12 protein-coding genes are annotated in these 13,921 nt (G+C 61.4%); 2 read left to right on the forward strand and 10 right to left on the reverse strand.

All coding sequences use genetic code 11. The annotated features are described in order from the left end of the window. Nucleotides 1-27: 27 nt before the first annotated feature. From asnB (HU230_RS20615) to asnB (HU230_RS20650), 8 genes are all read right to left on the reverse strand, one after another. Nucleotides 28-1,899 carry an asparagine synthase (glutamine-hydrolyzing) gene (gene asnB, locus HU230_RS20615; protein WP_176530104.1) on the reverse strand — a complete coding sequence of 624 codons (1,872 nt, stop codon included), beginning with the start codon at nt 1,897-1,899 and terminating at the stop codon, nt 28-30. 54 nt (nt 1,900-1,953) lie between these two features. Continuing rightward, nucleotides 1,954-2,949: an NAD-dependent epimerase/dehydratase family protein gene (locus HU230_RS20620; protein WP_176530103.1), complete on the reverse strand. Its 996-nt coding sequence runs from the start codon at nt 2,947-2,949 to the stop codon at nt 1,954-1,956. A gap of 5 nt (nt 2,950-2,954) precedes the next feature. After that, entirely contained in the window at nt 2,955-3,548 is a 594-nt protein-coding gene (locus HU230_RS20625) for an acyltransferase (protein ID WP_176530102.1), read from the reverse strand. Then, nucleotides 3,545-4,483, reverse strand: a complete 939-nt coding sequence (locus HU230_RS20630; protein WP_176530101.1) for a Gfo/Idh/MocA family oxidoreductase — start codon at nt 4,481-4,483, stop codon at nt 3,545-3,547. The genes HU230_RS20625 and HU230_RS20630 overlap by 4 nt, the downstream gene beginning before the upstream one ends. A gap of 115 nt (nt 4,484-4,598) precedes the next feature. Then, a complete protein-coding gene (gene nusG, locus HU230_RS20635) occupies nt 4,599-5,114 on the reverse strand; it encodes a transcription termination/antitermination protein NusG (RefSeq protein WP_224924509.1) in 516 nt (171 codons plus the stop codon). After that, nucleotides 5,114-5,752 carry a winged helix-turn-helix transcriptional regulator gene (locus HU230_RS20640; RefSeq protein WP_176530100.1) on the reverse strand — a complete coding sequence of 213 codons (639 nt, stop codon included), beginning with the start codon at nt 5,750-5,752 and terminating at the stop codon, nt 5,114-5,116. The genes nusG and HU230_RS20640 overlap by 1 nt, the downstream gene beginning before the upstream one ends. Before the next feature lie 136 nt (nt 5,753-5,888). Continuing rightward, nucleotides 5,889-7,250: a glycosyltransferase family 4 protein gene (locus HU230_RS20645; RefSeq protein ID WP_176530099.1), complete on the reverse strand. Its 1,362-nt coding sequence runs from the start codon at nt 7,248-7,250 to the stop codon at nt 5,889-5,891. Then, entirely contained in the window at nt 7,183-8,934 is a 1,752-nt protein-coding gene (gene asnB, locus HU230_RS20650; RefSeq protein WP_234633881.1) for an asparagine synthase (glutamine-hydrolyzing), read from the reverse strand. Before asnB (HU230_RS20650) ends, HU230_RS20645 begins: the two co-directional genes overlap by 68 nt. 350 nt (nt 8,935-9,284) lie before the next feature. Between asnB (HU230_RS20650) and HU230_RS20655 the strand changes: the two genes are divergently transcribed. Further along, nucleotides 9,285-10,589: a glycosyltransferase family protein gene (locus tag HU230_RS20655; RefSeq protein WP_176530097.1), complete on the forward strand. Its 1,305-nt coding sequence runs from the start codon at nt 9,285-9,287 to the stop codon at nt 10,587-10,589. Between the two features lie 45 nt (nt 10,590-10,634). Then, on the forward strand, nt 10,635-11,780 hold the full coding sequence (locus HU230_RS20660; protein WP_176530096.1) for a glycosyltransferase: 1,146 nt from the start codon (nt 10,635-10,637) through the stop codon (nt 11,778-11,780). 42 nt (nt 11,781-11,822) lie between these two features. Here HU230_RS20660 and HU230_RS20665 read toward each other — a convergent pair whose 3' ends face one another. Both HU230_RS20665 and HU230_RS20670 read right to left on the reverse strand, forming a co-directional pair. Further along, complete coding sequence (locus HU230_RS20665; protein WP_224943402.1) at nt 11,823-12,734, reverse strand: glycosyltransferase family 4 protein; 912 nt, start codon at nt 12,732-12,734, stop codon at nt 11,823-11,825. 251 nt (nt 12,735-12,985) lie between these two features. Next, nucleotides 12,986-13,918, reverse strand: coding sequence for an NAD-dependent epimerase/dehydratase family protein (locus tag HU230_RS20670; protein WP_176530094.1), 933 nt, complete (start codon nt 13,916-13,918; stop codon nt 12,986-12,988). Nucleotides 13,919-13,921: the final 3 nt, after the last annotated feature.

Below are 13,921 nucleotides of genomic sequence, written 5' to 3' on the forward strand. Positions count from 1 at the left end.
CTGCAGCGCGCTCCCATTTGTGCGTGCCTAAAAGCTGCTTTCCATGATCTGCTCGAGATTGAGCAAAGACCAGATCAGCAGCCGCCTGTTTTCCCGTCCTTCCAGATGTTCGTCGACCAGTGAGCGAACGGTCTTTCGGTCGACCAGGTCGTAGATGCGGGCCGTGTTGCTGAAGAGCCTCCGTTTGACATACTCGATGCTCTCTCCCTTGAACCAGCTGGCATCCGGCGCAGAGAAGCCCTGCTTCTCGCGCTCCACCACTTCGTCGGGGATATGCCGGCTCATCATCTTCCGCAAAATCAACTTGCCGTCCTTCGTGCGCTCGTAATAGCGCTGCGCCTTTCCGCCGGGCTCGTTTTCGTTGAGGCGAATGACCTCGGTCAGATTGCCGAGCTTCATCTTGGCGGGAAGCTTCATTGCGAAATCGACGAGATCATTGTCGAGAAACGGCACTCGGCTCTCGAGTCCATGCGCCATCGCCAGCTTGTCCTCGACGATAAGCAGCCCGTTCAGGAACGTCTTGGCCTCGAAGTAGAGCGAGTGATTGACGTAGTCCTCGGGCCGCCGCAGCTCCGAGGCGTGCTCCTTGAACACTCCCCTGAAGATATCGATCGGCGAGGTCTGCCTGGCCTCATCCCATACCGGCCCCAGCAGCTTCGGCATCGTTCCGCTCGGAACCATGCGCTGCCAGAATCCGAAGTACTTCTCAATATAGTGATCGAAGTCGTCGTTCACGACGGCGCGGTAGTAACGCCAGGGGTATCCGCCGAAGAGTTCGTCTCCCCCGGTCCCGGTCAGGACCACCTTGCCAAATTTGGATGCGAGTTTCGCCGCATAGAAATTCGGATAGGACTGGCCGACGCGAGGCTCTTCCAGATGCCATGCAAGCTGAGGCAATGCCCGCTCCATGTCGCCGGCCTTCAAGACCATCTCGTAGTGCTCGGTCTTGAACAGGTACGACATATGCTCGGCCTTCGTCCGCTCGTCGTATCCGAGTTCGACGCCCGAGGCAGAGTTGAGATCGAAGCCGACCGTAAAAGTCCGCATGAACGGCAGTTGGCTCGATGCCAGCGCGGTGATGGAGCCTGAATCCATGCCGCCGGAAAGATAGCACCCGACCTCGACGTCGCTCACGAGCTGCCGGTTGACCGCCTGCCTGAACAGGCGATCGAGCTCGTCGGTGGCCTCATTCTCATCGACGGCGTACTCGGGCTCCTCGAAATGAAAATCCCAGTACTGCACCGGCGCGACGGCCCTGCTGTCCTGCGAAATCTGCAGATAGCAACCGGCCGGCAACAGCTTCACGCCGGCATACAGTGTCCGCTCAGCGAAGAAGTTCTGAAAGCTGAGATATTCCGACAGACCCCTGATGTCGACGCGCGGCTTGTACTCCGAAAATGCCCGAAAAGCCTTGTGCTCGGAGGCGAACACGAAGGTCTGCCCAAGTTCGGCATAGTAGAGCGGCTTCACGCCGAAGCGATCCCGGGCCAACGTGAGCTTCCGCTCGTGATTGTCCCAGATCGCAAAGGCGAACATGCCGTTGAACTTGAGAAGCGCACCGAGACCCCACTCGGCGAAGGCGTGCAGCAACACCTCGCTGTCGCCGGAAGAGTTGAAGACGTGGCCCCTCGCCGAAAGCTCGACCTTCAATTCCTTGAAGTTGTAGATCTCCCCATTGTAGGTCAGCACAAATCGGCCGTCGCGCATCTCCATCGGCTGCCGGGCGGCGTCGGTCAGATCAATGATCGACAGCCGGCGATGACCGAGCCCAACGGGACCGTTGCAGTAATGGCCCTCGCCGTCCGGCCCGCGATGAGCAATGATATCGGTCATTGCCGTCAACGTGGTGATTGAAGCGGGCCGCCCGTCGCGGTGCAGAATTCCGGCTATGCCACACATGTGATTCTGGCCGATCTATTCAATGATGTCGGATGCGAGCTCAGATCTGAGCCTTCAGATTTGAGCCTTGGCACGACGCTGATCGACCTGATCGATATGGCTCCTGCGCCAGTCGATCAGCCGCCGCAACCCTTCGTCCAGGTCGATCGCGGCGGTGAAGCCGATCTCCTCCTGCGCCCGCTTCGGCGATCCGATCCGATTGCGCACTAGCGTGGCCTGGCTCCGCGGCGCATAGTTGATCGGCTGATTGGAGCCGGTGAGGTTCAGGAGCTTTTCGGCGATCTGCTTCAGCGAGGTCCGATGTCCCGTGCCGACATTGTAGAAGCGATCCGTCGCACTCGCGCCCATGGCGCACAGATTGGCGCGCGCGCAATCCTCCACCGCGACGAAATCGAACGCCTCCGAGCCATCTCCCAGGATCGTCGGCCCCTCTCCCTTGTCGATCGCGTCGAGCATCTTCATGATCACCGCGATATACGCACCCCGGTAATCCTGACGCGGTCCGTACACGTTCATGTACCGGAGGCCGACATAGTCGAGGCCATAGCGGAAGTGGTAGGCACGCGCCATCGCCTCGCCACAGATCTTGGTCGCACCATAGAAGTTCTTGTTGTTGAACGGATGGTCTTCCGTCATCGGCTCCTCGACGGCATCGCCGTAAACGGAGGCTGACGACGACCAGACCAGCCGCTTGACGCCGTTGCGCACGCATCCGTCCAGGACGTTGAACATTCCGTTGACGTTGACGTCAAAAGCCGTTCGCGGGAATTCGTGACACTGCAGCAGCCAGAGCGCAGCGAATTGAAACACCCCGTCGGCTCCCTTCAGGGCCGCATCGAGGATGTCGACTTGCGTGATATCGCCGCCGGCCTCGAAAATCTTGACGCGCGGGTCACGCAGCGCGCCCGCAAGGTTCTCATGCGTGCCGCGCACGAAGTTGTCGTAAATGACGATCTCGCCGACGTCAGTCTGCGTCAACTGATCGACCGCATGCGACCCGATCAGCCCGGCGCCCCCGATAACGACAACCTTCTTTCCGCGAATGTCCATCTTCTTCAATCCTCGATTTCAACCAGCGCTTCATGATGAAGCTCATAACGACGGTGAGTGCGCGGGCAGACCAGATCGCTGCCCAGCCGCTCGCCTGCCCTACTCATCCAACCAATTCGGCGGGCCGGATTGCCTGCCATCAACGAAAATGCGGCGACATTCTTCGTGACGACGGCACCGGCTCCGATGAAGCAGTACTCGCCCAGCGAATGTCCGCAGACGATGGTCGCATTGGCGCCAATGCTGGCGCCGCGTCCGATCGGCGTCTTGCGAAACTCGTCCTTCCGCGACACGCCGGCGCGCGGATTGTTCACGTTCGTGAAGACGCAACTCGGGCCGCAGAACACGTCGTCGTCAAGTTCGACGCCATCGTAGATCGAGACGTTGTTCTGGATCTTGCAGCCGTTTCCGATCTTGACGTTCGGACCGATCATGACGTTCTGGCCGATCGAGCAGTCTTCGCCGATCACCGTGCGCGACAGAATATGGCAAAAGTGCCAGATCTTGGTGCCGCGCCCGAGCACAGCCCCATCGTCAACGTAGCTCGATTGATGGATCAGGACGCCCGGAAAGCGCGGATCCTCGCGCATCTCGCTCATTTGTGCATCGCCTTCTGGGCAAAGGCGTGAACGCCGTTGCTTCTGACGATCGGCGCATCGCGAAACGTGGAGACGATATCGATCGAGGGGCGGACTTCGTCCAGCCTGAAGCCGCGCCCGGCGACGATCTCCTCATAGCTGCGCGTATGAAGATCGGTGAACCCTTCCGAGAATTCGACCTCCTCGCCGTCGACGGTGATCGAGCGATAGGTCGTCTTCTTGCCTTTCACGCTGTCGGGCAGGTCGTTGCGGTCCAGGGACAGAAACCAGCTGACATCCGCGCGCTCACACTCCAGAGAGCCAGCCGCCCTCTCCGCCTCGCGCAGGTGCGCCTCGTTGCGGCTGGCGGGGCCGAACACGAAGCTCAGCATGTCGAAGAAGTGCACCCCGATATTGGTCGCGACGCCACCCGACTTGGCGTCTGCACCCTTCCAGGAGGTGTGATACCAGCGCCCGCGCGAGGTGATGTAGGTCAGCTCGACCTTATGGCGCTTGTTCGAGTTCGCGAAGCGATCGCGCAGGGCGATGATCGCCGGATGCAGCCGCAATTGCAGAATGGTCGAGATGCGGCGGCCGGTGTCCCGCTCGATGGCGGCCAGTTCGTCGATGTCGCCGGGATTGAGGACCAGCGGCTTCTCGCAGATGGCATCCACGCCCGAGCGTAGCGCAAACCGGCAATGCGCGTCGTGCAGATAGTTCGGCGAGCAGATCGACATATAGTCGATCTTACGGCCGCCCCTTCGCAACTGGTCGACGTAGCGATCGAACAGCTCGAACTGGGTGAAGAACTCGGCATCCGGGAAATGGCTGTCCATGATGCCCACGGAATCGTTGGGATCGTACGCCACGGCCAGATTGCCGCCGGTCTCGGCCATCGCCCGCATGTGCCGCGGCGCGATGTAGCCGGCAGCGCCGATCAATGCGTAAGTCGTCATGGGCCCCTCTCTCAAACGTTTCTGCCTGCTTCAGGCAAGCTACCGCACTCGGGGTGAATCGAACATCACACCCAAGCCAAACATGTCCGTTACGCCTGCCCGGAGGCAGACGCAGTTACGCCGCAGCGATCAGGTCCGTCCCGACAAGAACACGGACCTTGCGGCCCAACAGGTTCAAGAGAACCGCAACGCGATGCTGATCGCTGGCGTCTTCAACGAGCGCAAGACTGTCGACGAACGCACCTTCGACAATTCGCACTTTATCCCCGGGCGAGAACGCCGGCCTGCGCGCAAGCGTGATGAAGCCGGCGTCGTCCTCGCGCCCCTTCAAGGCATCGATGACGCGGTCTTCCACCACCGCCGGTCGATCTCCCACACACACGAGATGCGACACGCCGAGCGTCGATTGAATGGCACGCCACCGCTGCGACGCGAGGTCGATCCCGACAAAGAGATAGCGCGGAAACAACGGACGCGGCACAGTCTCCACCTTCCTGGCATGGCTGCGGCGCTTCAGGTAACGGGGGAAATAGATCGAAAATCCCTGCCGCTCGAGGTTGGCGGCCGCCTTTGCTTCGGCATTGACCTGCGTCTGAACGACGTACCAACGTGAACTGAGCTCCATGGCCATCACGCCCCCAACGATTGCTTTGGACGCAGGCCCAGCAGATCCGGCGCAAGGACCTTCTCCGCCCCGAAATTGCTGACCGCCTGCTCGAATACACTGCGCGCGGCCGTCAGATGCGTCACGACGACCGCATCGAACGGCTCGTCCACCAGCGCATAGGAGGAAACGACCTTGACACCGATGAACCGGGTCGCGGTTGCATCGGGATCGACGATCGCAAGGACAGAGATGGGCCCATCGACCGCGCACAGGATCGCGATTTCGCAGAGGTCGGACTGTCCGGCGAGCACCACCCGCCTGAAGCCGAGCGCCTGAGCACGCTCAAACAGCCTGCCATACTCCTCCTTGGCCTTTCGGAAGAGCGAAAAGGAGTCCGACAGGAACTGGACGGTCAGTCGCGATTTCTCGGAGAAGCCTTGCGGCGTGAGGTAGTAGGCGTATCGCCGCGCTGGCGCCTGCCCGACTTTGACGAAGCCCTTCTTGATCGCCCGCTTCAGATACGCGTTGACCAGGCCGAGCGCGACGCCCAGATCGGCCGCGATCCGCCGCTGCGACTGCGCACCATCGGCTTCAAGCGAGGTGAGCAGACCGAGCACCAGCCGGTCGCTGTCATTCTCATCTGTCGGTAGAATGCCCGCCATCGCGCCTATCCCCACTGGAGTGGCTGATAGCGCGTTCACCGGATGAACGTCAAGCGAATTCGTTCACGCCATGAACATCGCAAGCCATTGATAACAAATATATTTACCTAAGACGCATGTGTCGCCACAGTCACACCTAGGCCGGATTCCCGGCCTCGGCCAGATACCGCGCGGCAAGCGCCGAATAGCTGTACCGCTGCGCAATGGCGACGCGTACGGCCCGCGAACGCGCCGGACCGTCCAGCGCGGCGCGCAGGGACGCGGCGAGTGCGCCGGGGTCGTCCGGCGCGCATCGCGCAGTCACCAAATCCTCGAGCCCGGCGAGCGCCTGCGCTTCGCAGGCAATGACGCTGCGCGGTGCGAAGAGGCAGTAGTCGAACAGCTTGTTGGGGCTGATGCCATGATGGTAGAGCGCGTTCTTGTGGAAGGCGACGACCGCGCAATCGGACGCGTGCAGCATGCCATGCACGATCGACCGATCGACTTCGTCGTGAAACTCCACGTTGGCAAGCCCTGCCGCCCGCTGCTTCAGTGCGGCGAGCGAAGTGCCTGAACCGATCAGAACGAAACTGATCTCGGGGCTTGTGCTGCCGAGGACAGCGGCGGCGTCGAGAACGACCTCCACTGCGTTTGGCGGCCCCATGCCGCCGGCATAGAGGACAACCCGCCTGCCCTGCTGCTTCAGTTGATTGATGCGGTCGATCAACGGATGACCGAGAGTTTCGATCGTCAGCGCGCTCTGGATCTCACCGTCGGACACCCCGTTGGGGATCCAGATGAACTTGCCGGCGCTCAAGCCGCGCGCCCGCATATGGGCTTCCGCACCGGCCAAAAGACAGATCACGCGATCCGCGGCGCGATAGGCGGACCGCTCCTTCCAGCCGAGCAACCTCACGAGGGGGTGCCAGGTCGGGGTCATTCCAAGCGCCACGATGCTCTCCGGCCAGAGGTCACGAACCTCCAACCAGAACCTGGCACCGAAGCGCTGCGCGATCTGACGCGCCGCCGAAATGAAGAACAAATGCGGGCTGGACGCGATCATCAGATCCGGCTCGCCGAATTGCGCGGCGATCGCAGATGTCGCCGAACGAAAGGCCGGCGCAAAACTCAGGTTGTTGCGCAGCCGCCCCAAATTGCTGCCATCATAGCGCGGGGTGTCGAGGAACCAGAAGTCGACACCGTTGATCCGCTGCGGCCCCGGAGCGCGCGGCTCCCTGTGAAGATGATGGAAGCCGGCACTGACCACCACCACCCGATGCCCCATCTTTCCCCAGGCATCTGCGAGCCAAAACGGACGCCAGTGACGGCCGAGGCCCGGCCCGCCCGCGAATGGATGCAATAGCCAGATGTTCATCGGGCCGCCCGGAAAGTAGGGCCCGACGAGCCGGCGATTATCGACGGCGACGATGACATCCAGGAACCATCGGGCCTCATGGCGCTTCGACCCGGAAGCGCTCACCCCAGAGCGCAACGCAATAAAGCCTCCAGCGCATTCCAAGATCGAGCCGGTGAAATTTCCTCTTGAGCTTCGGCATGTCGACATAGCGGGCCAAGAGCTCGCTTGCGATCACCTTGTCATACATCGCGGCGGAGTGTCGCGTGAGCCAGATTCGGTCGGGGGCGGCAAAACCGATCTTGTCCCTCCGCCAGGTGATGCTGGCCGGCAGCAGATCGCTCATGGCTGCGCGAAGCGGCCATTTTGCCCATCCCTTGTTCAGCTTGATGCGTGTGGGAAGCGCCAGCGCAAACTCGACGAAGCGATAGTCGAGGAACGGAAGTCGCGTTTCTATGCCGAACCGCATGGAGTTCTTGTCCTCGAAACGCAGCAGCATCGGCAAATTGGTCTCGGTAATCTCCAGCACTTGCATGCCCTGCGCATCCCTCGTCTTCGACGCAAAGCGGCGAAGCGGCTCCGGCAAGTCGGGATTTCTGAGGAAAGTGTAACGCAGCCGGTAATAGGCGGCGCGCAGCCCTGCCGAACCGGCACCGAACAAATACATCAGCAACCGCCGGCGCGAAATACCCGCCCGCGTGGCGGCGCCGAAGGCGGACAGGAATCCGCGGACGCCACCGCTGCGAAGATGGTCGAGCAGCCAGGCCGCATAGTAGCGATGGTACCCCAGCAACGTTTCGTCACCGCCCTGACCATCGAGCAGCACGATGACGCCGTTCGATCGCGCGGCCTTCATCACCGCATACTGCATCATGATCGAAGGACCTGCGAACGGCTCCTCCTGGACGTCGAGCAAGGTCTCCGCCGTCGATGCAAAGTCCTGATAGGTCGGCTTGGTGCGCAGCCAGTTCAACTCTGCCCGTTCTGCAACCTCCGCCGCGTACGCCTCTTCATTGTTGGACGCCTGCTCGCTCACGGCAGTGATGGCAAAGAAGCGCTCGCTCGAGCCTGGCGCATAGCGCCGCGCGGCCAGCGTCGCGACACTCGAACTGTCCAGCCCACCCGACAGGCAGGTTCCGACCCGAACATCCGAACGCAGCCGCAGACGCGTCGCGTCATCGAGCAGCTCTCGCAACGATTTCGCTGCGCTGCCTTCATCAGACACGGCCACCCCAGGCGCAAGTGAATAGTAGCGCTCGATTTCGACCTGCCCCGTCGACACGTCGACGCGCATCCGATGCCCGGGAGGCAATTTCTCGACGCCCTTGAAGAAGGTCCGACTGGTATGGTCGGTCATGCCGCAAACGAGGAAATCGTTGATCAGATCATCATCCGCGATCGGGCGCTCGATCAGCGGAAGAAGCTGGCGGATCTCCGAGCCGAACGCGAACTGCTTCGCCGTATTGACGTAGTAGAACGGCTTCACGCCGAACCTGTCGCGGGCGCAGAACAGCGTGTTGTCGCGCTCGTCGTGAATCGCAAACGACCACATGCCGTTGAAGCGTTCGAGGCACGCTGCACCCCAGCAAACATAGGCTGTGAGCAGGACCTCGGTATCCGAGGCCGTATGAAAGGTGTATCCGAGCGCCTCGAGCTCCGTGCGGAGCTCGACATAATTGTAGATCTCGCCGTTGTAGGTAATCCAGATCGGGAGCCGTCTGTCGCGCATCGGCTGTGCGCCATCATCGGTCAGATCGATGATCGCCAGTCGCCGGTGTCCGATCCCGACGTTCCCGTTGATCCTCACCCCACGCCCATCCGGACCGCGGTGGGCAACGAGATCGGTCATCTGGTCCACTTGGCGGGCATCGACGGGCCCGGTCTTATCTATGAGGCCAAATATGCCGCACACGAAATGCCTATCCAGATTGATTCGATGGCGGAGCTCGGTATAACCGCCGCGTCAGAATATGCGCGCATTTGGAACAAACCGCGGCTGTCTTAACCTGTTCGTGTATTGAACGTCAACGTTCCCGGACCAGTCGAAGCTGTTTTCATACGCGGCTGAAACCTGAGATAGCGAGGACCGGCTGCCAATTCTGCACCGCCTCTCCGGGCCTGCATCGCATGGCCGCTTCGGACCAAACCTGTGCTAGAAGCTGCTGGCTGATGTTGAGTTGGCATCCATCGGATCCCTGAGTGAACAAGATCGAACCCATCGGACCGACGTCCCTGACGGAAGCGCCGCTTCCCGCCGACGACGTTGCATCTTCCCGGCCGGCCCAATCTGCCATCGCGGATTTCGTCACGCGCGTGCTTGTTCGCGCGGCGCGGCGCGCCACCGAGAAGCGTCTTGCGAAGGGAAAGGTGCGTACGTTGTGGGCCTCCACTCCGATCCTGACCTTGCCGCTTCTCGCACGCTGCGATCGAATGTTGGGATTTCGCTCCTCGTCGCTGGTGTTCAACACCTACTATGTGACGAGATCATTCGACATCAACCTCATCCTGTTCGAGGGATTCCTTCGACTGCTGCGCAGCCGAAGAGGCCTCGGCCTGTTTCGTCACCTGGTTCTGGGGTGGGCCCTGCTGCGCTACGATTTCTTCAACTACTTCTATGACCGCGGCCTGATGCTGAGCGATGGACGCTATGGCATCAATCCTGAGGAACTCGACCTCCTGTTCCGGTCGGGAAAGCGATTGTATACCTACGCCTACGGTGCCGACGTCCGAGCACGGGAACCGACGCTCGAACTCGGTCATCCGAACCTGTGCGAAGAATGCCCAGCCCCAGGCAAGTTCTGTGTCTGCACGACCGAGATGCACGCCTCATCGATCAATCGCCTCAAGGGCCGTGCGACCGCGCAGATCGCGATGGGAGATATGGTGACGTATGTGCCGGGCTGCCGGGACATGCACTACTGGCCGATTGACGCGAGCAAGCTCGCCGCGAGGCCGCCAGTCTACAAGGCTGGCGATGTGCTGAGAGTGGCACATGCGCCGAACCACGGGCACTTCAAGGGAACCAGGCTTCTGATCGAGGCGATCGATCGGCTAGTGAAGGAGGGAGAGAAGATCGAGTTGGTCTCCGTGCAGGGAGTTCCCAACAAGAAGGTCATCGAGCTTTTCGGCGCCTCGCACGTCGTTGCGGATCAATTCGTCGCAGGCTTTCACGGCTATACGGCCCTGGAAGCGATGGCCATGGCCAAACCGGTTCTGTGCTTTCTGCGTGACGACCGAATGATGGTCGATCCGGCAACCTGCCCGATCATCAACACGCGTCCCGACGAAATCTATCATGTGCTGAAGCGATGCTTGAGGGGTGAGCTCGACCTGAACGATATCGGCCAGGCGGGGCGCCGCTATGTCGAAGCGCATTACAGCTTGCAAGCGGTCGCAGCGAGGCTCGGAAGGCTCTATTGTGAAACCGCCGATCTGCCCGAGGATCTGCGGGCAAGCCTGGCGAGGCAAGTCAGCAAGTTCGCGAGAGACAATCATGCCTCATAGCCCTGTGCGGCCTTCGCGCCCGTCAGCGCATCTGAATACGCGCACATGAGGATCCTGCACGGACCAGTCAATGTCGGAAATCAGCCTTGGGTGCTGTCCCGCGCCGAGCGGCAACTGGGAGCATCCAGCGACGTGGTCGTTCGCAACGACACGTGGCTCGGATACCCGGCAGACCGGATGCTGTCGGCCAGGGATGCCGGATTTCTCGAGACGGCCATTCGCAGCGCGGCGTTCGGTCTGAGGAACCAGTGGCATTACGACGTTCTTCACTACTATTTTGGACAGACCTTTCTGTCGCCGGGTTTTCCCCTCTCCGCGCCGGGATCAGTGCTCTCCCGGCCATCGCTGCTAACGGACATCATCAACAGACTGGCGACCGCAGACCTGCACGCCGCCCGCCTGTTCGACAAGAAGCTGTTCATGACCCTGCAGGGTTGTGATGTCCGGCTGGCGAACGAGGGAAACAGGCGAAACGAATGGACGATGTGCGCCCCGCAACACTGCGAGCTGTATCAACGATGCACGGACGCTCTCGACCATCGACGGCACTTTCTGATCAAAAGGGTTCTGCCGCTGTTCGATCGGGTCTTCTATCTGAATCCGGAACTCGGACACATCGTACCGAACGGCCGGTTCCTCCCATATTCAAACGTCGAGATCGAGAAGTTCGACGTTGTGCCGCCTTCCGAACAGGGGCGGCTCAAGATCGTTCATGCCCCGACTGCCGGACGGATCAAGGGGACACCGATGATCCTGAACGCCCTGGAGCAATTGCGGTCGCGGTACGACTTCGACCTCATCCTTGTCGAAAAGACGAGTCACGAGCAGGCGCTGGAGATTTATCGGTCGGCAGACCTCGCAATCGACCAGGTGCTGGCAGGCTGGTACGGGGGCTTCGCGGTCGAGATGATGGCGATGGGAAAGCCGGTCGCATGCTACATCCGGGACGAAGATATGATGTTCGTTCCGGATGCCATCAGGCGCGAGCTGCCCGCTTACAGACTTAACCCCGGAAACCTTGTCGAGGACATTGCCGCCATTCTCGATCGCCGATCTGAATGGCTCACGCGTGGCCAGGCATCACGGCTCTATGTCGAACGATGGCACAACCCGCAGCTCATTGCGAAGGCCATGCTGAGGGCCTACGAAAGCCCCAACTCCGACTTCGAGCTGGTCCCGCAGGCGAAATGAGGCCGGCGTTTCGCTCAACGTTTGCTTCCAACTTAGACGGGTTCAGACATCCTGTACGGCCGCCCGGCGCATCGTCGCCGCGAAATTTGCCGCAAACGCCCTGACGTTGTCATCCTGGTGCAGGACAACATTTCTGACCACGAGCCCGCGAGCCTGCTGTGAGGCTTGCGTCAGATGATCCGCCAGCGCGACCGGATCATCGACGCCGAAATAGCGCGCAGCGCCGGCGGTCTGCTCCCGGTGCACATCGATGTCGGACAGGATCATCGGAACGCCGAACGACTTCGCCTCCTCGACCGTCGTACTCCAACCCTCGAAGCGCGACGGGTTGAGCAGGGCTGTGGAGGCTCGCAGCAGCGCGTAGACGTGCGGCAACGGGATCACGCCGAGGTGACGAAAGTGCGTATCGAGGCCGCGCTTCCGGATCTCGGAGTTCACCAGATCATAGTAGCCCGGCTCACGCCGATCTTCCGTGCTGCCGGATGCACAGACAACGACCTCGACCCCACGACGCTTCAGGATCGCCAAGGCTTCGACGACAAGCTGATGGTTCTTGTGGCGATAGAACTGATTGGGCAGATAGAAGTAGTTCGTCGGCAGATTGTACGCCGCGATGATCTCTGATGGGTCGATGTTCAGGAACGCGGCCGGCGGCTGGGTCGCGAAGCGAACGACGCTGACCCGGTTGCTGGCGTGTGGGTAGTAAGCCCTGAAATCGCGGAAGGCGCTCTCGCTGCTCAGCATGATGGTCCGCCCCGACGCGATCTGCACGCGAAAGCCAATCTCGCGGCGCCAGCGTGCCGTCGTTGGAAACAGCCGAGGCAGCGAACGGTGCTGCAGGTCCGGAATCCACGCCACGGCAGGAATCGGCAGCCGCCAGCCGAAGAAGCGCGCGGATTCAACAACAACATCTACGTGCGCGGAGCGAAACGCCGCCGCGGCGCCGCGGTCCAAACCAAGCGCGAGTGCCGCAGCGAGACCCGGCTGCCCGTCGAACACCTCCGATCGGACGATCTCGACGCCCGGTATCGCATCAAGCTCGTCGAGTTCACTCTGGTCGGCCCGCGTCCCGGCAAAGACGACCGGGGCAAACTCGCCGGGCAAAAACCGATCGAGCGCCGCGAACAGATTGCGCTGATAGTTGAACCCGCCGGCCCAAATCCGTCGTGAAATGTGATTGAATGCGAACCGCAATGGGCGGGACGTCACGAAGCCTGCCCCTTAAACCAGGCCACGTAATCGGCGAGGCCCTGATCGAGCGGAATGCGCCAGTCGAAGCCGATCTGGCGCAGCATTGCAGCATCGGCCAACAGGCTCATGGGATCACCGGGGCGGCTGACGCCCGAGTGCCGCACGGCCGTCTTGCTCCCCCATTGTCCGATGAGACCGGCGGCGATGTCGGCAACGCTGGTCCCCCGGCCCGAACCGCCATTGATGACCCGGAAGGTCTCCTGTGACGACGACGCTTCCGCGACGCTTGCAAGCAGCCTCGCGACATCGCGAACGTCGGTCCAGTCCCGTATCTCGTTGCCGGTCCCACCGAGCGTGAGCACCTGCTCCTTGGCGTTGAGCCGCGAGCAGATGTCCCAGAGCAATTGTTTGCGCAGGTTGGGCCCATAGACAGAGAACAGCCGCACGACCGTGCAACGCAACCCGAATGACCGCGCGTAACTCGCGCACAATTGCTCCATCATCAGCTTGTGCTGCCCATAGGGCGACATCGGAGTTACGATCGCCCTTTCAGCGATCGGGCCGAAATGATCGGCGCCATAGACGGCCGCACTCGACGCAGCGATCACCGCGCAGTCTGGCGCGGCTCCGCGCAGCCATTCGAGCAGCCGCGCCGTGCTCGCGACAGTCCGCGAAAAATCCTCGAACGGCCGTTCGATCGAGACGCCGACGGACGATCCACCAGCCAGATGAAAGACATGCGTCGGCAGCCCATGCGCAGCAGCAAGCGCATCGAGATTGGCCGCATCGATCTCGCCGTTGATCCAGCTCTGCAAACCGAGCCGCCGGGCTTCCGTTGCATCAAGCGCCCCGTGTCCGACGCCATGCACCGCATGGCCTGCCCCCGCCAATTCATGCGCGAGATGGCGGCCGATGAACCCGTTTGCGCCTGTAACCCAGACGATCATCGC

This window comes from Bradyrhizobium quebecense (genome assembly GCF_013373795.3).
GTDB lineage: Bacteria > Pseudomonadota > Alphaproteobacteria > Rhizobiales > Xanthobacteraceae > Bradyrhizobium > Bradyrhizobium quebecense.